At 43.9% G+C, this 21510-nt stretch carries 21 protein-coding genes, 1 pseudogene and 2 other annotated features; of the genes and pseudogenes, 4 read left to right on the top strand and 18 right to left on the bottom strand.

Annotated features, from left to right (window positions below):
* Nucleotides 1-71: 71 nt before the first annotated feature.
* The 4 genes from hisJ to EO126_RS00150 all read right to left on the bottom strand — a co-directional run bounded on the left by hisJ (nucleotide 72) and on the right by EO126_RS00150 (nucleotide 4107).
* The gene (gene hisJ / locus EO126_RS00165; RefSeq protein WP_127006867.1) at nucleotides 72-1022 is read right to left on the bottom strand and encodes a histidinol-phosphatase HisJ; all 951 of its coding nucleotides are present in this window, start codon (nucleotides 1020-1022) and stop codon (nucleotides 72-74) included.
* Nucleotides 1019-1699 (bottom strand): energy-coupling factor transporter transmembrane component T family protein, encoded by a 681-nt coding sequence (locus EO126_RS00160; RefSeq protein ID WP_127006865.1) that lies wholly within the window; start codon nucleotides 1697-1699, stop codon nucleotides 1019-1021. The genes hisJ and EO126_RS00160 overlap by 4 nt, the downstream gene beginning before the upstream one ends.
* A gap of 8 nt (nucleotides 1700-1707) precedes the next feature.
* Complete coding sequence (locus EO126_RS00155) at nucleotides 1708-2517, bottom strand: energy-coupling factor ABC transporter ATP-binding protein (protein WP_127006863.1); 810 nt, start codon at nucleotides 2515-2517, stop codon at nucleotides 1708-1710.
* A gap of 129 nt (nucleotides 2518-2646) precedes the next feature.
* On the bottom strand, nucleotides 2647-4107 hold the full coding sequence (locus EO126_RS00150) for an energy-coupling factor ABC transporter ATP-binding protein (RefSeq protein ID WP_127006861.1): 1461 nt from the start codon (nucleotides 4105-4107) through the stop codon (nucleotides 2647-2649).
* Nucleotides 4108-4159: 52 nt separating this feature from the next.
* Nucleotides 4160-4409, bottom strand: a binding site (T-box leader).
* Nucleotides 4410-4800: 391 nt separating this feature from the next.
* Here EO126_RS00150 and EO126_RS00145 point away from each other — a divergent pair.
* Nucleotides 4801-5721, top strand: a complete 921-nt coding sequence (locus tag EO126_RS00145; protein WP_164726682.1) for a Rossmann-like and DUF2520 domain-containing protein — start codon at nucleotides 4801-4803, stop codon at nucleotides 5719-5721.
* A complete protein-coding gene (gene panB / locus EO126_RS00140) occupies nucleotides 5711-6550 on the top strand; it encodes a 3-methyl-2-oxobutanoate hydroxymethyltransferase (protein WP_127006857.1) in 840 nt (279 codons plus the stop codon). Before EO126_RS00145 ends, panB begins: the two co-directional genes overlap by 11 nt.
* Before the next feature lie 234 nt (nucleotides 6551-6784).
* On the opposite strand, the gene leuB is transcribed toward panB, so the two are convergent.
* The 7 genes and pseudogenes from leuB to EO126_RS00110 all read right to left on the bottom strand — a co-directional run bounded on the left by leuB (nucleotide 6785) and on the right by EO126_RS00110 (nucleotide 13299).
* On the bottom strand, nucleotides 6785-7858 hold the full coding sequence (leuB, locus tag EO126_RS00135) for a 3-isopropylmalate dehydrogenase (protein ID WP_127006855.1): 1074 nt from the start codon (nucleotides 7856-7858) through the stop codon (nucleotides 6785-6787).
* A gap of 102 nt (nucleotides 7859-7960) precedes the next feature.
* A complete protein-coding gene (locus EO126_RS00130; protein ID WP_127006853.1) occupies nucleotides 7961-8455 on the bottom strand; it encodes a 3-isopropylmalate dehydratase small subunit in 495 nt (164 codons plus the stop codon).
* Nucleotide 8456: 1 nt separating this feature from the next.
* Nucleotides 8457-9716, bottom strand: a complete 1260-nt coding sequence (gene leuC, locus EO126_RS00125) for a 3-isopropylmalate dehydratase large subunit (RefSeq protein WP_127006851.1) — start codon at nucleotides 9714-9716, stop codon at nucleotides 8457-8459.
* A gap of 218 nt (nucleotides 9717-9934) precedes the next feature.
* A pseudogene (locus EO126_RS00120) lies at nucleotides 9935-11248 on the bottom strand (2-isopropylmalate synthase); the annotation flags it as partial.
* A 534-nt stretch (nucleotides 11249-11782) separates the two neighbouring features.
* Nucleotides 11783-11984 (bottom strand) — a binding site (T-box leader).
* 96 nt (nucleotides 11985-12080) lie between these two features.
* The gene (locus EO126_RS00115; RefSeq protein ID WP_127006849.1) at nucleotides 12081-12842 is read right to left on the bottom strand and encodes a DUF805 domain-containing protein; all 762 of its coding nucleotides are present in this window, start codon (nucleotides 12840-12842) and stop codon (nucleotides 12081-12083) included.
* A 111-nt stretch (nucleotides 12843-12953) separates the two neighbouring features.
* Entirely contained in the window at nucleotides 12954-13103 is a 150-nt protein-coding gene (locus tag EO126_RS10670; protein ID WP_155994008.1) for a hypothetical protein, read from the bottom strand.
* Between the two features lie 10 nt (nucleotides 13104-13113).
* Entirely contained in the window at nucleotides 13114-13299 is a 186-nt protein-coding gene (locus EO126_RS00110) for a hypothetical protein (protein WP_127006847.1), read from the bottom strand.
* A 305-nt stretch (nucleotides 13300-13604) separates the two neighbouring features.
* Here EO126_RS00110 and EO126_RS00105 point away from each other — a divergent pair, with 305 nt between their 5' ends.
* Both EO126_RS00105 and EO126_RS10665 read left to right on the top strand, forming a co-directional pair.
* The gene (locus tag EO126_RS00105) at nucleotides 13605-14417 is read left to right on the top strand and encodes an ADP-ribosylglycohydrolase family protein (protein ID WP_127006845.1); all 813 of its coding nucleotides are present in this window, start codon (nucleotides 13605-13607) and stop codon (nucleotides 14415-14417) included.
* Between the two features lie 301 nt (nucleotides 14418-14718).
* Nucleotides 14719-14886, top strand: a complete 168-nt coding sequence (locus tag EO126_RS10665) for a hypothetical protein (protein WP_006555287.1) — start codon at nucleotides 14719-14721, stop codon at nucleotides 14884-14886.
* A gap of 88 nt (nucleotides 14887-14974) precedes the next feature.
* Here the strand turns inward: EO126_RS10665 and EO126_RS11135 are convergent, their stop codons facing one another.
* From EO126_RS11135 to EO126_RS00080, 7 genes are all read right to left on the bottom strand, one after another.
* Entirely contained in the window at nucleotides 14975-15223 is a 249-nt protein-coding gene (locus tag EO126_RS11135) for a DUF7695 domain-containing protein (RefSeq protein WP_006555286.1), read from the bottom strand.
* Between the two features lie 284 nt (nucleotides 15224-15507).
* Nucleotides 15508-16266: an SDR family NAD(P)-dependent oxidoreductase gene (locus EO126_RS00100; RefSeq protein ID WP_006555285.1), complete on the bottom strand. Its 759-nt coding sequence runs from the start codon at nucleotides 16264-16266 to the stop codon at nucleotides 15508-15510.
* A 93-nt stretch (nucleotides 16267-16359) separates the two neighbouring features.
* Entirely contained in the window at nucleotides 16360-17601 is a 1242-nt protein-coding gene (locus EO126_RS00095; RefSeq protein WP_006555284.1) for an L-cysteine desulfidase family protein, read from the bottom strand.
* A gap of 162 nt (nucleotides 17602-17763) precedes the next feature.
* Nucleotides 17764-18537: a diaminopropionate ammonia-lyase gene (locus EO126_RS00090; RefSeq protein ID WP_240631424.1), complete on the bottom strand. Its 774-nt coding sequence runs from the start codon at nucleotides 18535-18537 to the stop codon at nucleotides 17764-17766.
* Nucleotides 18515-18799, bottom strand: coding sequence for a hypothetical protein (locus EO126_RS10870; RefSeq protein ID WP_225723623.1), 285 nt, complete (start codon nucleotides 18797-18799; stop codon nucleotides 18515-18517). The genes EO126_RS00090 and EO126_RS10870 overlap by 23 nt, the downstream gene beginning before the upstream one ends.
* 112 nt (nucleotides 18800-18911) lie before the next feature.
* Nucleotides 18912-20132, bottom strand: a complete 1221-nt coding sequence (locus EO126_RS00085; protein WP_127006843.1) for a GNAT family N-acetyltransferase — start codon at nucleotides 20130-20132, stop codon at nucleotides 18912-18914.
* Nucleotides 20133-20256: 124 nt separating this feature from the next.
* Nucleotides 20257-21165 (bottom strand): DUF2156 domain-containing protein, encoded by a 909-nt coding sequence (locus EO126_RS00080; protein WP_040770734.1) that lies wholly within the window; start codon nucleotides 21163-21165, stop codon nucleotides 20257-20259.
* Nucleotides 21166-21510: the final 345 nt, after the last annotated feature.

The following is a 21510-nucleotide window of genomic DNA, read 5'->3' as shown; positions in this document are numbered from 1 at the left end:
TTTCTGATTTACGCTTGCCGCCGCTCGGAAGGGCGACTATATCAGCTTCAAGTTATTCTCTTGAGCTTTAACTACACACTCCAGGCTCGAACAAACGCATCCAAGCTGTGTGAGTCAGATCCCATCATGTACGGTACACCCAAGACATAGGCCATGCCCTGAATAAAAGGGCTCGGATACATTTCACCGCAGTTTGCCTTGAAAACCCCGCTTACATTATAGTCAAGCATACGATTTTGTACTTTTAAGGTACGCAAGATTTCCATAATTACCTGTTGCGTCTGTTGATCATAAGACGATCTGAAATTAAAATGCTTTTGATACTTTTTAATCACATCAATGTGACCGATGCGCACCGGTGTATGCGGACCAAAATCCGTTTGCACCGCCTGCAATACCAATTCAAAATAGCGTCGATATAAAACATCCTGCTTTGTCAAATATTGACCAAACGCTTTGGCAAACTCGGCTTCACTATAATCAAGGCACCAAAAACCGTCATTAGCGCCCTGCATAAAATGAACAGATAAAAGATTTTCGCCCGTATACGGCCCCACCATATTTAAGAATTCCTGTGTAGCCGCTTCAAAGCCGGGTAAAAAATCCACTTCAAAACCGACCGACAAATTAATGTATTGTCCGTACTCGCGTTGCAGCTCATTGCCCAAAGCCAAATACGGCTCTACTTGATCCATGCGAAGCGACGCCGTAGCCAAACCTTCCGGATCGCCTTTATAGCGTTTACTGAAACCGCTTGGCAACGGTGCGTGTTCCGTTATGCAAAGTTTATAAAAACCGAATTCAATGGCTTTTTCAATAATACTTGCCACCTTATCGCCGCTGCCGTGCGGGCAAAGTTCAGTATGAATATGTCCGTCAGCCAACTGCCCTTCATACTGATTATTACCGGCCACGGGATACTGATTTTGAGCCGCCTTCGGGCCGATGGGAGTCGCCACATTTGTTGTGTGACTGTTATTAAAAGGCTGGTTACCGTTCATATCGGGAATATCATTACTCATATAGCGCCTCGCACATACATAATAATGGCAATCGTAATAAGCACTAAAACAGCTGTTACGACATAATCCAAAGCACGCATACCAACGGTGGCAACGAAGCTGTGGTCTTTATTGCCGAAACCGCGAAGTTCCAAGGATAACGCCATCGTTTCGGAGCGGCCCAAGGATTTTAACAACAAAGGCTGAATAACGGATCCGTAGGAGGCAAAGCGTTTAAAGAAATTGCCTTCCAAAGCGAGGCCGCGGCAAGCTTGTGCTTCTTGAACGGCATGACTTTCCGCAATGAAATCCGGTACAAATCGAAGTGCTGCGGTAAACATAAAGGCATATTCGTAAGGGATTTTACACTGCGTTACCAAGGCGGCCGTCAAATCCTGCAATTTGGTCGTCGCCAAGAGCATGATAAATACCATCGTCATACAAAGCATACGAAGACCGGTTACATACGCCGATTCCAAAGTACCGCCGCCGAGGAATTGAACAACAGCCAAAAATACGGCAAAAGCGGCTAATGTTAAAACGGCTTTATATTGACGAACCAACAAACCGGTAACTAATAAAATTACCAATTCCAAGGCTAATAAAAGGCTCAATTCATAAGTCGTTGTCAAAAGGACAGCCCATGCGGAAAATGCGATGGTCATTAATATTTTGGTAAATGGTACTAATCGTTGCATGGTTCCTCCTAACTGCGAGCCTTTAAGCTCAACATTTTTGCTTCAAATTCTGCCATTGATTTGCAATAACCGAGTCCCGGTACGGCTTCCGCCAATTCCACGCAAGGCGGTTTAGTAAGCCCCAAATCAAATAAATCATCACGTTTCGTAAATAATTCTTCCGGCTTCCCGTCAAAAGCTTTCGTGCCGTAGCCTACGATAATGGCACGCGTACAATGACTGGCCATAATTTCCATATCATGGGTAACAAGAATAATGGTAAGACCAGTGGCACGTAAGGTTTCCAACAATTCCAATAATTCCCGTGTTTCCTTGCCATCCTGACCACTGGTCGGTTCATCCAAAATCAAAATCTTGGATTTCATGGCAAGAGCCGAGGCGATGGCCACGCGCTGTTTTTCACCGCGACGTAAAGTCGGCGGATACGCATCACGCAAGTGGCTGATACCGGTGTCTACCAAGGCTTTAGAGGTAATATCGGCCACTTCGGCTTTGGTATAACCTAATTGTTCCGGTCCGAATGCTACTTCTTCAGCAACGGTAGGTCGGAACATCTGACGGTCCGGCTGTTGGAATACATAGCCGATAAAACGCCCCCGTTCTGATGGCGGTAACGCCGTAATATCTGTATCGTTATAATAAATTTTGCCGCTGCGCGGTTTTTCGAGTCCCATCAACAAACGAGTCACCGTTGTTTTGCCGCAGCCGTTACGACCGCCGATAGCGATAAACTCGCCTTCACCGATGGAAAAATCTACATTATCTATAATATCTTGGCCCAGCACATAGCCGAAACGCAAGCCTTTTACTTCCAGCATACGAACCTCCTATTGTTTGAATTCGTTCTTCACTGTCAATCTATAGCCTTAATTCGCTAAGTTTTAAATCATTTACTTTTTAATCATTGGCCTTAAAGTGTTAGCCCTTAATTACTCAATTTTAATGAATCAGCTTTTAAGCCCCGCTTTGGCGGCTGCCACACTGAGCCATGGTTTTTCAAAAGTAAATCCGGCCGCTTCTAAACGCATATACGTTGTGAAAATCGATGGCAACGCGTCTACATAGATATTGTGATCATACATATAACGAAGCGTTTCTTCCGGTAAGGAATCGGTACGAAGTTCGCCATCCACCATAAGCGCCATACGGTTGGCATACGGAAGAACTGCATGCAAATCATGGTCAATAACGACTACGGTAATGCCGTACTCTTTGTTGAGGGCACCTACTAAGCGATACAATTCAGCGGTCCCTTCAGGATCCAGGGAACTGGTCGGTTCATCCAATACCAAGATGGAAGGATTCGTAGCCAATACGGAAGCGATGGCCAAACGTTGACGTTGCCCGCCGGAGAGGCTTGGAATTTTACGCTGTTCCATACCTTCAAGACCGACTTGTTTGAAGACTACAGCGCTGCGTTCTTTAATCTGTTCCGGTGTGTAGCCGCGGTTTTCCATGGCAAACGCCACTTCTTCAGCTACGGTCATGGTAACGAGCTGAGTATCATAATCTGCCAGAACAACGCCGATTTCAGTGGCCAATTCGGATATTTCAGCCTGCGTTGTTGCTTTACCGTTAACAAATACCATACCTTCCATGCGGCCGCCGTAGAACTTAGGAACAGCACCGATCATAGCCATACATAAAGTCGATTTACCACAACCGGCAGGGCCGGTAATTACGAGGAAGTCGCCGTCATTTACAACTAAATTAATATCTTTAAGGGCCGGTTTGGTTTGTTGGCCGTAATAATATGAGAAATGTTCAATCGAGATTTTAGCATCCGTAGCCGGAGTCAATTCATATTGGCTGTGGTCGCTGGAAATAACTTCGTCTGCTTTCGGTAAATAACCGCGGCGAGCGAATAAGCGCTGTGCCGGAACGTATAAAAGCGGTGTAATAACAGCGTTGATGGCAGCTACCAAAAGAACTAACGGCCATATAGCTTTTACGTATACATCAGTCGGTAAGGCTAACACTACATATAAAACCGTAACGAAAATCCCACCCGATACGACTGTACTGAAAAATCCGGATACTACCGGCGGCACTACCATACGACCGAATTTGAGTCGGCTAAACATCTGAACCACAAAAGCTGCGGTAAGTGCGCCGGCCGGTTCACTCAAAAGGTTGGCATACGGGAACGCCGATTTCGACGTCATAAGGTTAATGAGCGCCGCTACAAGGCCAATCCCCAGAGACTGACGATAATTTGGTCTGGTTAAATGAATGGCTACGCAATACGTAGCAATCATCCAGTTCGGTGTAATGCCGGCCACACTTGGGCTCACTAAGTGTAAAATCGTGCCCAGCGCCAACATTAAGGTGCTCACCGTAACCCAGCGGAACTGACCGCCTTGTACGTGAGTATATACTAATTTCGAAACATCTTGAATTCGCTCCATACTGTTCTCCTCCTAAAAATGGGTATAAAAAAAACCTTCCAATCCCAAAATATATAGGGACGAAGGTTAATCCGCGGTGCCACCCCGATTGGTCAAAAGACCCGGCTCACTACGTACGGCCTACCCAATACAGGCGATACGCGCTCCTTTGGTAACGGTCGGAGATGACCGGTGGCGCCTACCCTCAGTTCGGGCCACATCTCCCAGGTCCATTCACTATACTTTCTTGCACCGGGCTTCCACCATTCCCGACTCGCTGTAGCCGAACTCGTATACCTACTCTTCCTGTTCGCAGATGATAACTATATGTTTTGTTCAATTATACACACAAGCGAATTAAGAAGTCAATACGAATTTTCATAATTCGTCATAAAACTTACTTCCTCTCTCACAGAACTTTTATTCATCACAGAGAGTATGTGAACGGCTCTTATACGGTTTATTTATACTTGCGACATCATATTTCAATAAATATTCGGCTATGCTATAATAACAGTGAATCAGAGTGGTATCTGTCAAGAACTGCATCTGTTTCAACATAATTTACATCTTTATATTTTCTATTCTATTTTTATCGCTTGGATCTATCAGACCGGGACGAGACGCAACATAGGAATTTTATGCGCATTTCGAGGTCGAAGTGCGCCTTTTTTTATGGAATTTTGCGACCGTCACAAAGCAGAAAGGAGTTTCATGAAAATTGGCATTATCGGCGGTGGCAAAGTCGGTTGCACCTTAGCGCACCACTTGCCTCACCACCTGGTCGGCATTGTTGGTTCTTCTTCTGAAAAAACTGCCACTTTAGCCGCCCGATTCAAGGTACCGACCTTATCTCACACAGCCTTAGCCGCTGAGGCTGATGTAGTACTACTCACAGTACCGGACCGGTTGGTACCTGCCGTCGCCCAAGACCTCGCTCAAAAGGCTCAACACGAGCCGGCTATGCGCAATAGCATATATTTACACTGCAGCGGCAGTTTGGATTTGGCGCCGTTGGCTTCTTTACAAAAAACAGGAGCCTCCGTAGGCAGCCTCCATCCGCTCCAAAGCTTTGCCTCCGCTCAAGAACCGTTGACACCTTTAGAAGGCGTCTTTATGGCCATTGACGGTGATACCAAAGCACTTGAGGCCGCCAAGGAACTGGTAACCCTCTTAAAAGGTCGCAGTTTTTATGTCCCGACCAAAGACAGAGCACTGTATCATGCGGCTGCCTGCATTTGTGCCAACTACACAGTTACTTTACAAGCTTTGGCACAGAAACTGATGAGCCGTTGGACCGATAACTTGCAAGATGCATACGATGCATTACGTCCTTTATTTGAAGGCGTAGCCGCCAATCTGAAAACCGTAACCGCACCGGGTGAGGCCTTAACGGGTCCCATCGCCCGCGGTGACATTACAACGGTGGAGCGGCATTTAGAAGTATTACCCGCTTCCATACGGCCCCTTTATAAAACCTTAGGAAGTGCCACAACTTGTGTGGCTCTGGCTAATCAGACTATTACGCCACTTATGGCGGATGAATTATTCAGTCTGTTTGAATCAGCCGAATGTTTAAATAACCAATCTAATTTTGAAGCTGCTACTGAGGAGGAGACTTCCCATGAACAATAAACCAAAAACTGTAACAACCATTAAACAGATGAAAGAACAAGGCGAACCGATTACCATGATTACCGCTTACGATGTTGCCATGGCACGTAATGTTAATGAAGCCGGCATCGACATGATATTGGTAGGCGATTCCGTCGGCAATGTGATGCTCGGTTACACATCCACCATTCCCGTAACCATGGATGAAATGATTCATCACACCAAAGCGGTAGTCCGCGGTAATTCAACGGCCCTTGTAGTGGCCGATATGCCGTTTATGAGCTATCAGGCCGATATGGCCGATGCCATGTACAATGCCGGTCGCTTCTTAAAAGAAACCGGCTGTACGGCGGTTAAACTCGAAGGCGGTCAGGAAGTAGCACCTTTAATCAAAAAACTTACCACTGCCGGTATTCCGGTAGTAGCTCATATCGGTTTAACACCTCAATCGGTAAATCAGTTGGGCGGTTTTAAAGTGCAAGGCAAAGAAATGGTCGCTGCGCAACAATTAATCGACGATGCCAAAGCCTTAGAAGAAGCAGGTGCTTTCGCGTGTGTATTGGAATGCGTACCGGCCGCTTTGGCTACGAAGGTAACACAGTCGCTCAAAAACATGGTGACCATCGGCATCGGTGCCGGCAACGGTTGTGACGGTCAAGTCCTCGTTTGCAACGATTTGTTGGGTGTCAGCAACGGCTTTACCCCTAAATTCGTTAAGAAGTACGCCAACCTCCACGATATTACAATTGATGCCGTTAAAAGCTACATAGCAGACGTAAAAAGCCGTGAATTTCCGGCTGAAGAACATACCTTCAAAATTGACGATTCCGTGCTGGAAAAATTATATTAATTTATAATTCAAAAAGTTCTTACCTAAATTCAATTTAGGTAATTTTAGAAAGCACTCAATTTCAGCACTTTTATTCGTTTTATATACATTATAATTTACACTGACAAAAGTTAAGATTGAATAAAACCGCCATATAACAGCAAGATAATGCAGGCTGTTATATGGCGGTTTTTATAAGCATTAAAAGTATTGCAAGGTAATTAACGTTTAAGACTGGGCTAAACGATTACACTATTAAAGATATTGTAAAACGGCATCCGTCATACCGATAGTATTGACACGTTTCATGCCGGCCTTGTAGATATCCCCCGTACGATGGCCGGCTTCCAAAGCTTTTTCAACGGCCGCTTCAATGGCATCAGCCGCCTGAGGCGCGTTCAAGGAATAGCGACACATCATGGCTGCCGACAAAATGGTACCCAAAGGATTGGCGATGCCCTGACCGGCAATGTCCGGTGCCGAACCGTGGATTGGTTCATACAAAGCGGTGCCCGTACCGATGGAAGCGGATGGTAAAAGACCGAGCGAACCGGATACAACGGCACCTTCGTCGCTCAAAATGTCACCGAATAAATTGGTGGTCACGATAACATCGAATTGGCCCGGATTAACAACGAGTTGCATGGCCGTATTGTCCACATATAGATAGTCCATGGCAATTTCCGGATTGGCCTGAGCTTTTTCTTGCGCAATTTTACGCCAAAGGCGAGAAGATGCCAACACATTTGCCTTATCAACACTCGTTACCTTACCGCGTCGTTTACCGGCTGTTTCAATGGCCACGTCCATAATGCGTTCAATTTCATAGCGATGATAGGTTTCCTTATCCCAAGCCAACTCATTAGGGCCTTCCCCCTGTGCTTCTTCACGCTCACCAAAATAAATACCACCCGTCAGTTCGCGAACGATAACAAAATCTACATCCTGTACGAGTTCCGGTTTGAGTGGTGAATATTCCTGCAAGGCTTTAAAGATACGGACAGGGCGCAAATTGCAAAAGAGGCCCAAAGCTTTACGAAGACCAAGAATCGCTTTCTCGGGGCGAATAGCCGGTGCCACATCATCCCACTGCGGTCCGCCTACAGCGCCCAACAAAACGGCATGAGCCGCTTCACAGGCTTTAATCGTATCGGCCGGCAACGGCTCGCCGTACGCGTCAATGGCTTCCCCACCGGACTTTTGCTCAATCCATTCTATTTTTATATTATCTTTAGCCACAGCCGCATCAACCACACGCCGGGCGGCTGTTACAATTTCACGACCAATCCCGTCGCCGTTAATGGCAACAACCGTTTTTGTTTTACTCATATCCGTTCCCTCTGTTTTTTCTCAAATTTTTCCCCAAAAAGATGGTGAAGTTTATTTTAAATATAAAACACTATATATTAATTGCCTACTTATGTGCAAACTTTAGGTAGCACTGCGTTGTTTGGCAAAATTTACGAGTCCTCCGGCTTTGGCGATGACTTGTACAAAAGGCGGCAAAGCAGTCCCTTGATACACTTCGCCGGTCGTCAAATTATGTACTTCCCCCGTACTCATATCCACACCTACCTCATGATCGGCATGGATTTTTTCAACTTCATCACCGATTTCAATTACCGGCAAGCCGATATTAATGGCATTGCGAAAGAAGATACGGGCAAAACTGTGGGCAATAATACAAGGTACGCCGTTGGCCTTAATAACAGCCGATGCATGCTCACGGGAAGATCCGCAACCGAAGTTTTTACCGGCCACCATAATATCGCCGGGCTTTACATTCGGTGCAAAGGTGGTATCAATATCTTCCATAGCATGAGTGGCCAATTCGTCCATATCCGCAATGGCCAAATAGCGGGCCGGAATAATTACATCTGTATCTACATTGTCGCCGTAGCGCCATATTTTACCTTGAAAATCCATATTATACCTCCTCCGGACCGGCAATGCGTCCCATAACGGCACTGGCCGCCGCCACATATGGGCTGGCCAAATATACTTCACTGTCTACATGACCCATGCGGCCTCTGAAATTACGATTCGTCGTCGACACGGTTCGTTCACCGGCCGCCATAATACCCATGTAACCGCCCAAGCATGGACCGCAGGTCGGCGTGCTTACGGCACAGCCGGCATCTACAAAAATATCTACCAAGCCCGTTTTGACAGCCTCATCATACACAGCCTGGCTGCCCGGAATAACGATGCATCGTACGAAATCGGCTACTTTGCGATTATTAAAAATCTCGGCCGCCGCCTTCAAGTCTTCATAGCGCCCATTGGTACAGGAACCGATAATCACTTGATCGATGCTGATATCTTTGGCGATTTCATTTACACAATGAGTATTGGACGGCAAATGAGGGAACGCCACTACCGGTTTCAAAGCAGCTAAATCAATCGTTACCGTTTCACCGTAAACAGCATCGTCGTCAGCCGTAACCGGTGTAAAATCACGTTTCACACGACCCGTCACATAGGCCTTTGTCGTTTCATCATAAGGGAAAACGCCGCATTTACCGCCCGCTTCAATCGCCATATTACAAATGGTCAAACGGTCTGCCATCGTTAAATGAGCTACCCCGTCGCCGGTGAATTCAATCGCTTTATAACGGGCACCGTCAACACCGATACGACCGATGAGTTCAAGCACAATATCTTTGCCGGTTACCCAACGGTTCGGTTTGCCCGTAAGCTCCACCTTGATTGTTTCCGGCACTTTGAACCAAGTTTGGCCCATTGCCATGGCAACGCCTGCATCGGTGGAACCGACGCCGGTAGCAAAAGCACCCAACGCACCGTAGGTACAAGTATGGGAATCAGCCCCGATAATCATATCACCGGGGGCTACCAAGCCCTGTTCCGGCAACAATACATGTTCAATGCCCATACGACCTACCTCAAAATAATGAGTAATTTTTTCCGCTTTCACAAAATCACGCATCACTTTAACCTGCTCAGCGGATTTGATATCTTTATTCGGTGTGAAATGATCGGGCACCAAATAAATACGGTCACGGTCAAAAACAGGTTTGCCGATTTTTCTAAACTCTTTAAGCGCCGGTGGAAAGGTAATATCGTTCATCAATACGGCATCTACCTTACACTCAATAATATCGCCTGCTTTCACAGCAGCCACACCGGCGTGGCGTGCCATGTTCTTCTCTGTCATCGTCATCCCCATAACGAAGTCCTCCTCAATTCTCTCAAATTTTTTCTCTCATATGCTGAATTTACGCTTTATCAGCTCTAATATCTCACCTTGAAGCTCTCTCAGCTTCATCGTGTGTAACAGCTACTCTATTTCCTGTGCTGTTTCCTGCTCAATTTCTTCCGCCAAGTACACATAGTTTACAGCGTTAATATAGGCCAAAACGCTGGATGAAATTACATCCGTACTCACGCCGCATCTTCACGAATTCCCTGCGGTGTTTTCAAGCGAACATCGGCATAGGCATAGCCGCGTTCGTTGGATTTATAATGATGATGGATAAGTTCCACCGCTTTGACATGGTCGATATTATCGATAACCAAAGCCAAAATATCTTCATCAAAGATTTCTTTTTTACGATCTGCCAACGCTTTGAATTTGGCGAATAAATCGTTCACTTTTTCCATAGTGAACTTAAAGCCCATACCTTCCAAATGGCTTTCAAAGGCATGACGTCCGGAATGTTTGCCAAGCACGATACTCGTTTTTTCAGCCCCCACACTTTCCGGTGTCATGATTTCATAGGTAGTCGGATTATTCAACATACCGTGTTGATGAATACCTGATTCATGAGCGAAGGCATTACGACCTACGATTGCTTTATTCGGCGGTACTACCATACCGGTCAATTTACTTACCAACTTGCTGACGCGAGTGAACTGCTTCGTATCGATCCCCGTCATAACGCCGTAGATATCGGCTCGCGTTTTTAACGCCATCACCACTTCTTCAATGCCCACATTACCGGCCCGTTCGCCAAGCCCGTTAATCGTGCCTTCCACCTGACGAGCCCCGGCCTGAATAGCCGCCAACGTATTGGCATTGGCCATCCCCAAATCATCGTGACAATGAACGCTGATAATTGCTTTATCTATGCCCTTTACATGTTCTTTAATATAGCGAATCTTATACGCAAATTCATCCGGTGTCATGTAACCTACCGTATCCGGCACATTTAAAATCGTGGCGCCCCCTTCGATGGCAACGGCAAAAACTTCGCATAAATAATCCAAATCGGTTCGTGAAGCATCTTCCGCGGAAAACTCGATTTCATCAAATTTACCGGCTGCAAAGGCTAAGCAATCTTTCACAATCTCAATCACTTCGGCACGCGTTTTCTTAAGCTTGTATTCCAAGTGAATATCACTGGTGGCAATGAATACATGTAAACGACTGTGGGCTGCACCTTTCAAGGCTTCCGCCGTACGCTCAATGTCTGCCTTGTTGGCTCTGGCCAAACCGCAAATCGTAATGCCGCGTACTTCATCGACAATTTTCTTAACCGCTTCAAAGTCGCCCGGCGAAGCAGCCGGAAAACCCGCTTCAATCACATCGATGCCTAAACGAACCAAATTCTGAGAGATTTCGATTTTTTCCGGAGTTTGTAACGATACGCCCGGACTCTGTTCACCATCCCGTAAAGTTGTATCAAAGAAATACACTCGATCTTGATTTACTGCATTATCGTTTGTCTGATTGACTACTTGATTTGTAACTTCGTTGATTTGATTAGTTGCTTGCCCCTGTTCCATATGAATTTCCTCTCTTTTTGCTCTCTTATTTCTCAACTATAACGCCAATATAATAAAACGTTCTTTTCGTAATCAAAAGAACTATTGTGCTACGCTCTCACCCGCAGCCTCAAATTCTTTTTACAAGAATGAACCGGCTTGGCCCCGTGCTCTCACCCACAGGGCCGGTTCCCTCTCTTCTCACTCAAATAAGTCCCCACCGCCTCATGCTCTCACCCATGATGCAGGCTCTCTCTTTTTTCTCAAAAGAACCGTCATGCCCACTGTCGTTTACAAACCTTTCAACATGTGGGCGGGTAATATAAAAACGCCCCCGGATGCACAGTCAGACTGTACGTCCAGGGGCGTTATATACATTAATAGTCATATTAACAGTTATGCTTTTGATGGATGAATGTAAGACTGAAGATTTGAAGACCTGAAATATAAAAACTGTTAGACTTGAAGTTTAAATACTTCCAATAATTTTTCACCTATCAAAAAAGCCCCCGGAATCACATAATGTGTTCCAGGGGCATCATAAACTATAACACGGTACCACCCTAGTTGGTTCTCTTGCAGTTATAACGGAACTACCGTCACGGCTTACTGAGGTTCAGCCACAATGCTCGCAGGCGAGTTTCGATACTATCCGTTCTATTGCCTCACACCGACCGGCAACTCTCTGTAAGCAACTAAATAGTTCTTTATACCTGTTCATCACATATCTCATTTGATTGTTGCTATTCTCTCACAACAAATATACTTTGTCAAGAGAATTTTTTTAGATTTTTAAAATTCAGTCAGATTTATCCTCTACCGAATCTTATGGCGCATAATGAGAATAATCCGGTAACGGTCCGTATTCATTGGGATTCGGCTGACTCTTCTGTAAATTGAAAATAAAGATTACAAGCCCGCCAAATGGTATAAATACCAACAAATACCACAAAGCATTTCGCCCGATATCATGCAAACGACGTACCTGTACGGATAAAGCCGGTATTAACAATATTAAGTTAATGGCAGAGTGTACAAAGTAGCCAAAGTCGGTAAAAAGCCAAAGCAACGACGATACAAAGAAACATACTATGAACTGCACTAATGTAAATTTCCAATATTCACCGCGCGTGGCTCGGCCGCTGAAATCAAAATATTTCTCTCTAAAACACATCTTGTAATTATCTATCAACGGTAATGAGCCTACCCAATTCAGAGGATATCCGCCTGCATCGGTTACATTCGTATAACTGCCGTAATTCCCGTTATCATACCCCCGCCGATTACCATTGTCCGGAGCAACCCGATTCTCAGACTCATTCGTTTCACTATGCGAAGCATTCTCTGTATCAGACTGCGCTGTATCGGCATCATCCGTTTGCTGTGATTCTTCCACATAAACAGGTTGATTAAATTGACTTGTCTTACTAATCTTGTCGGGTTCGGCTCCCTGCGTTGCCAGTTCCGATTGATTAACTTGATTTTCGTTCGGCTTGGCCAAGGTATCTTCCATATCTACTGCTGTGCCGCAGCTTGGGCAAAAGCGACTGGTTTCTTTAAGCTCTGTGCCACAGTTTCTACATTTCATCGTAAAATACTCCTCTTTTATATATCACTTAATAATATCAAATAATTTAAATGTTATTAATTCTATTCTACCATTAGTATATGTCAATTCCAAATTATGCTCGTCCTCAGTCTATTCGTCAGCCACTCTCACTTGATGCTCTTGGATTTTATCAATTAACCATACGGGGCCGTCCTTACGCATCGTCGCTTCGCCGGCAAACTCTCTTCGCACCGTACCGCTACCTTCCGCGACAACCGTGTGTGAAGTATATTTAATCACAATGGTATCCTCAGTTTGTGAAACCAAATCCATCGGATCCGAAACCTAATGCTTTTTTCCCCTGTTCCCAGTAGCCAACCCATCTGGTGGCCTGCTCAAAAACTTTATCCACACTGTTCGTGGAAACCATGATAGACGCCGACGCCAGGATTAAACATGCAATAATAATTCGTCTTATCAGACCCCAATAATCCATGCCATCCTCCCCGTTTTTTTACTCCCCTATACCTATTTTCAAAAAAATCCTCGTCCACAATTTTATGGCATATTCTATAAGTAAAGAGTTCCACACTCATTGAAAGTTTCCCTCTTTTAATTTTCACAGCTTCATTTTTTAATTATATTTCAAAAATCTTGATAAAAACCATTGAACTTCCCCTCTATATTTATTGGAAAAAGCATGTGGTATAATATAAGCCTAATGATATTTTATGGTTTTTAACCTAAATATTCATTATTTTTTAATTGAATCAGGTGTTGGATATGAGGAGGCGTATTACTATGTTAGGTGCAATTGTAGGCGACGTTGTAGGCTCCCGTTTTAAATGGGATAATCTGAAGTCTAAAGAATTTGAACTTTTTAAACCCCCTTGCCATGCTACCGATGATTCGGTAATGACCATTGCCGTTGGTGCGACCTTACTAAAAGCCGGTTCCGAATCTCGTGAAAAATTGGCCCAAACAACCGTAATGACAATGCGTATATTGGGGCGTGCTTTCCGCGGTCTCAATTATGACTATGGCAGTATGTTTGCCGATTGGCTTTACAGTAAAGATCCAAAGCCGTATAACAGCTACGGCAACGGTGCCGCTATGCGTGTCAGCGGCTGTGCCTATGTCGGTGACAGCCTCGAAGAAGTTCTCGAGCTGGCTCACACCGTAACGGCTGTCACTCATAACCACCCGGACGGTATTGCCGGTGCGCAAGCCACAGCCGGTGCTATCTACTTAGCTCGCACCGGGGCAAGTAAGGAGGATATTCGTAAATTTGTCCAAGATAATTATTACGACTTGAACTTTACAATTGACGGAATCCGCCCTACCTACGAATTTGACGGCAGTTGCAAAGGAACCGTACCGCAAGCCGTGGTCGCCTTCCTTGAAGGTAACGATTTTGAAGATACCATTCGCAATGCCATTTCCATCGGCGGCGACAGTGACACCTTGGCCGCCATTGCAGGCTCCATTGCGGAACCGTTCTTCGGTATACCGAGAGACATCGGAGATGAAGCCTTATCTTACTTAGATATTAAACTCTTAAAGCTATTCTGCGAATTTGAAAAAACATTTATTTTACCGAAAAAAATTAAATAAATCACAAAATGACCGTCAATTCAGCTCTTTATTAGATTGGCGGTCATTTCTTATAGAACACATTATTAATAGCCGGCCTAAAATAAAACTAATCATAATAAATAGTTATTTTTACATCAATAATTTGCGATTTACTTTCAGATTTGCTATAATTCAAAAAGAACAGCAAGCAATGTGCTCATAATCGGCACAATAATCAAGCCAATTTAATCGATCGCATCGTACCTATAATACTCGCGATGCTTTGCTACTGTTTTGTACTCATTTAAATTAAAGTTTTGACAGTAGGGAGACATGTAAAATGAAATCTTTAATTATGTTATTATTAGCCGGCTTATTTATGTATATTTCCTTCAAAATGATGGTATTTGCTTTCAAAGTAGGCTTTATGATTGTATCCATTCTCTTACTTTGCGGCTTCGTTTATTACCTCTACCGTTCTTTCACTTCAAAAAGCTCGGAAGAATAATAGTTGCTAAATCATAATTACTCAATAAAAAACAGCGATGGACAAGTCCATTGCTGTTTTTTATTATTAAATTGTCATTAATTAAAATTTACGTAGGATGACAGACAGGATAATTGTCGGGAATTTTATCGTTTATTCCTCGAGTGAGCGCCTTTATTTCGTCATGAATAACATGATTGACAGTTACACATTTCGCCGAATTTTGTTTTAACAATTCAAGACCATGGTCAACTGCTACCTTATCACGCCGATACCTTATGAACGGCTGTAGTACCGTAGCTTCGATTTCATCTACACAATGATTGCACTTAATCTTATTGACCGTAATTATTTTCATAAGTTTCCCCCTGGTATAAAGAAAAATAACCATCTGATACACTTAAAAAATTCAAAATCGGCACAATGTCAATCTTTAAAAACGCACAATACAAAAGTAAAATATTCTGTTCAATCAAATGTTGCCCACCGCCTATACTATGTCGGTTAAGCCTTTCCCAGACGCTGCCAGTACATTCCCCCAATCCCACGGTCTGATTAGAGTTCTATAGTGAACTCAATAAAAAGATGTATAACTGCCAATTGCCTGTAACGATGTATTCGCCACAGGCAACTGTCATTCACTTATTTCTTGGCAATCATAAAGCCTGTGGCTTGCTGATTGGCCATAATTGTAATATCCGAAATCTGCACGCGTTTCGGCTGCGTAGCGGCAAATACGATAATTTCCGCAATGTCTTCAGCCTGCAAAGCTTCAACACCGGCATACACCGCCGCCGCTTTTTCCTTATCGCCGTGGAATCGAACTTCGCTGAACGGCGTTTCTACAATGCCCGGTTGAATTGTCGTTACTTTGATATCCGACTCAATAGTATCGATACGAATACCGTCACTCAATGTTTTAACCGCCGCTTTAGTCGCACAGTATACAGCGCCCTTAGCGTAAGCATAAATTCCGGCCGTAGAACCCAAGTTTATAATATGACCGGCATTTTTAGCCAACATGAATGGCAACACGGTACGCGATACATAGAGCAAACCTTTTACATTCGTATTAATCATGAGCTCAATATCGTCTATGGAGCTTTCCTGGAACGGATCCAGTCCTTGTGCAAGCCCTGCATTGTTCACGAGAATATCTACACCACCGGCTTTTTCAATCACAGCCGGTAATATTTCGGAAACAGCTTTACGATCGGTTACATCAAGGGCAAACGGCGTAACCTTAATACCGTATTCCGGTTCGAATTCGGCTTTCATATTTTCCAATACTTCCAAACGACGAGCGCAAACCAAAAGGTCATACCCTGCTTTGGCAAAAGCTAAGGCCGTAGCATGGCCAATCCCTGACGTAGCACCTGTGATTAATACTGTTTTGCTCATTGTAGTCACTCTCTTTCTTAGATATACCTTATATTTTAATTATAGTTATAAACTTGCTTTCAGGCCAGTTAAAACTCAAATTAATCAGGATTTTTATCTTTCAATCATTGACTCTAAAATCACGATATCCGTTTCACGCATGCCTTCACGAGCGATGCGGCCTACCGTATGGACCGTTTCATCGATGTTGGCTTTAACAATACCATCACCGTTTTTAAAACTGTTATTCGTTTTTGCTTGGCGATAAGATAATAACGCATTACCCAAAGACATGCCTATCTTCATCGCACAGGACGCTTTAGCACCGTCACAAACGACACCGGATGTGCCAACCAGAGCATTCGATAAAGTTTCCCACACAACTTCTTTCGACTCAGCCATTAAATAAGCAATACCCGCCGCCGTAGCCGAAGCCGCACTCACAACACCGCAGTATGCACTTAAACGGCCGATATCATGCTTAATATAAAGCGCCAATACATTAGCCAAGGCCAACGCACGATAACGACGTTCTTCCGGCACATTATATTCTTCGGCATATACAAAAATCGGAACGGCCAAAGTAATCCCTTGATTACCGCTGCCACAGTTAATCATAACCGGCATGCTGCAACCGCCCATACGGGCATCGGAGCCGGCTGCCGCATAGGCACGAGCCTTATCTGCGATACTCGCCGATTCTTCAATGATAAGCTTCCCGATATTGGAGCCGTATGAATTTTTCATACCCTCTTCGGCAATCGCCATATTATAATCAAATTGACGATGCAATAATTCTTTTAACCGATTAAAATCGGCGTTTTCAGCGAACTCATAACAATCGTCAAATGTCATTTGCACTTCTTCGGCCAAAATCTGTTCCATCGGCATATCAAATATGACTTCACCGTCTTTTTCGATGTGAGTAATATTCGTGTGTTTCTGCTGAACTGTTACTTTCACTTCGTGATCCGCCGTTTTAGCCGTCACCGCGATGTACAGATTCGCCACACCTTCCGCTAACGATACGGTACAGAAATTGCTGTTAAATAATTCGTCAGCTCGCTTCACATCGTCTACCGTCAGGCCTTCGAGCACTTCCAATTCTTTAGACGCATCTCCCACAATGGCGCCCAAAATCAAACTGTAGTAAAAACCTGTCCGCCCCCCGGCATTCGGAATCGTAACGCTCTTGGCGTTCTTAATGATGTTGCCGCTGCAATCAGCGTGCAAGCTGTTCGGAAAAGCCCCCAATACTTCAACCGCTTTCGCCGCCGCAAAGGCCAACGCAATCGGCTCCGTACAACCAAAAGCAGGTAGTACCTCTCTCTCCAACATACAGTACAAATCTTTCATAAGAGTCCTCCATGCTTTTATACAAACGGCTTAAATTTCCCGTTTCTAACTTTATTATACCCTATTTATAATCAAAAATCTCAATCTAATTTCATTATAATAAAAAACAAGACACTTTGCGACTGATTCATTGCAAAGTGTCTTATTATTTCCCGGATAATTCTACTTTCTAAGCCCGGAAGCGCCATCCCAGACAATCCGACGATAGTTGGCCTTATCCGTATCGCCTTCCGTACTGATGCAAAGAACAACCGATTCTTCGTTCAACCCAAGCTCCGAACGCATATGAGCTTTATCCGCATCAGCCATGAGCCGATAAACGAGTCCGGTAGTAACAGCACCACTCTCACCGGAAATTACCTGAGCATCACCGGCTAACGGATTCCCTAACACGCGCATTCCATCGGCTGCCACTTTATCATCACAAGATACGCAGTAGTCACCAAATTGTCGAATTTGCTCCCAAGCTATCGTGCATACCTCACCGCAACAAAGCCCTGCCATCATAGAGTCTAAATCACCGGTCACGGCATGTAAGGTGCCATCATTGGCTTTAGCCGTCTGAAATACACAATTTGCCTTATCCGGCTCCACATAGATAATGGTTGGTTTCTTATCGCCGTAATAATGGCTGAAAAATCCGGTCAAGGCCCCGGGCATAGCGCCAACACCGGCTTGCAAGAAAATATGAGTAGGTACGGTCTCACCCAAAGCCTGCACCGCTTCAAGAGCCATTGTCATATAGCCTTGCATAACTAAGCCGGGAATTTCCTCATAGCCTGGCCAAGACGTGTCTTGCACTAAAATCCAACCGTTTGCTTCACTTTGTGATTTGGCAAAACGCACCGTATCATCATAATTAAATTCGGTAATTTCGGCTACAGCCCCAAGATTACGAATATTTTCCAGCCGCTCAACCGCAGACCCTTTCGGCATATATACAACAGCTTGCTGCCCTAAATTCTTGGCCACCCAAACCTTTAAAAGCATTCAGCCCAAATCTATAACTTTCATCTTTCACAAATAAATTTTTAAGGCCCACATGTTTAGCTAAAGCTCTCAATTCTCGCAACGGTGTTACCTTATACCCCGGCAAACTCTCGTGAAATTCTTTAACCTCTTTCGCTTTGGCAACTGTAAATAAAGCATCAAAATTACTATGTCTTACATCTTTTTGAATAGGGATAATATCTATCATGGATCCTCCTAACTTATGTCATTCATAAGATACAAGAAAGCTATCGATTTAAATGTAATACATCCGTTATTAATAGAGTCTGAACCTTATAAGGGCTTTAATTTATTAAATTTTACCACCATTCATTAATGTATGTTTTTTGTTTCGGATATACGCGGTTAAGCATGGCAATAACCGCTTTTTCACCGCATACCTTACCTTCAAACAGTAACTCAGAGGCTGTCATGCGGCCCATGAGGATAAGGCTTAAGGCGCCAACTTCACTTAAAACCTGTACATCAGCCTTAACTTCGTCCGCTGTTGTAACGGCCGCTACATGGCCGTCACTATGAATAGTAACTTCATAAGTGCCTTCGTTCCAAGTTGCCAAGGAATCCTTCACTCCCAACGTAAAAGTATACGTCTTACCGTCAACTACGCCCGGCTGATTGGCCCAATGCGCATCAATATGAGCCGGCACACTCGCCATAGCGGTTGTAACATCAACGATACGGCTCATCATATACGGCATAGTCGTATGACCGGTTTTACCGTTCGGATGGAAAATATAGGACTCATCCTGCATACCTTCGTTCCAGCGAATACTTGAACCTTGTGAACGATGATTATACAAGTAATTTAAGAGCCCTTTTTGACCGCGACGGGAGGTATAAACAAATTCGGTTACCGGAATTTCTTCCGCTCCCAAACGATACACCGCATAGCCTTCAATCTGACCGTCCTCGGTCTGCACATAGGCTACACGTACGCCTTCCGCAAAGAAGCTACCCAACAAGCGATGCCATTCTTTTTCACCACGTACGGCATAACCGGATAAACCTTCCGTATAAGCCTCATAAATAGGCGCTAACTTAGTCCATTCGTCTTCCGATTGCAAAAGGCCGAAGTGTAACGTTTTATCTGTAAGCGGACGCAATTCTTCAAGACTCAATGTCTGCACCCATTGATGAGCGTATAATTCCCAACCATACTGCTGATAAAATGCTGCTTTAGACGGCATTAAAATAGTGATACCCTGGCCGCGCTGCTTTAACTCTTCCAAAGAAGCAGTTAATAATTGGCCGCCGATACCGCCACGACGCGCTACCGGATCGGTGGCTACCCCTACCATGTAACTAACCGGTACAAGCGCACCGCGCACATTAAGCGTGTATTGACGTAAATGTACCATACTGGTCAATACGTTGCCGTCATACCCCACCATGGTATGTTCCGGTTCATACGCTTTGCTGAAATAATATTGGAAAAACGGATCGTCTTTGGTTTCAAAGCAATAGGCCCACAAGTTCTCCACGGCCTTTGTGTCATTGGTATTGGCAATTCTAAATTCCATAATCACACCTCTTTTTTCATAACACTCAATTATAGTCAGATAATATGCATGCCAATTAAAGCACTACATAGTTCAATTCAGTGTATATACAAAAAAGGAGAGTCCTCGGGACTCCCCTTATGCTTTATTCCTTAATCGGACAAATATCGGCATAGACCGCATCATATTTTTCGGCAAAATGATCCGGATTATACGATTCTTTAGCCTTACGAAGACCCGGTAAGCCCATATCTTCTTCACGGTTTACAAATTCTGTATCGGCAAATTCATGACGAATGAATTCATTGTTGATAGCCTGGTACAAACCGCGAATAGTAGGATTTGCTTTTTCAATATGAATCAAAGCCATACGTTCGTTCAAGTATTCACCGATAGTGAATGCTTCGATTCGACCGAACAATTTAATAGCACCGCCTACAAGACCGAGTTCATCCCAATGAGCGAATAACAATTTAATGGATTCCAACTCATCTTCGATGCCTTCTTCATGATGCGTTTCCACCCAAGATTCAGCCGTAGCGATACAGTCGGCAAAAATATCCGAAGTAAGCGGCATGTACTCATAGTTGGTATACTGCATGCGGAACTGGTTTAAATGATTTTTCTTCTGACGCAATTTTTTACCGGATAAAGTAATCAAATCTTGAGTCTTATAAATGTACTCAAAATTGTCACGGTCCGGCGTAAATTCATAACAATCAGGACAAAGCGTATTCATACGTTCCATCATGATCGGATTAACGCCTTTTAAACGGAACGGTAAATTATTTACTTCAAACCATTCTTTGGCCATATCAAGACCGTCTACGAATTTTGCGTCTTTACCGGCAAACGGCGGCAACATAAACGGTTCACGTTTACCGCCCCCTTTGATAAACAATACGCCGTCTTCTTCGGCCCATTGAATACCGTAAGCGTCCTGCCACATATATAATGTGGTAAAACAGTTATCTGATGATTCATAATGATGAATTGCAAAATAATCATCAATGATTGGTTTATCTTTTAATTCAAATCTTTTAAATTCTAAAATAGGACTCGCCTCCTATGAACTAACAGTAATAATACACGGTTATAGCGTTCTGATTTTCTTATAACGCTGTACATTTTATTAGGATCTGTTCTCTAACCCAAATTACCTAACCTCTTAGGATTTTATAGTCACTGCACTTAGGGCCAATCGATACTTACGATAGAGTACCGATAGGGGCTGAGTGATAATCAGCGAACTCTATAATTATACTACATATTTACACTTTGTAAAATACAACTATATCTATATATTTCATTCTATATATATGTATTTTACCATAAAATTGTACAAAAGAGAATTTTTCAGGAATTTATTTTGATTAATAAAGGTATTTGAGTCCATATT

Source organism: Veillonella seminalis (assembly GCF_003992065.1).
GTDB classification, from domain to species: Bacteria; Bacillota; Negativicutes; order Veillonellales; family Veillonellaceae; genus Veillonella_A; species Veillonella_A seminalis.
This window is presented reverse-complemented; position numbering and strand designations above follow the sequence as displayed.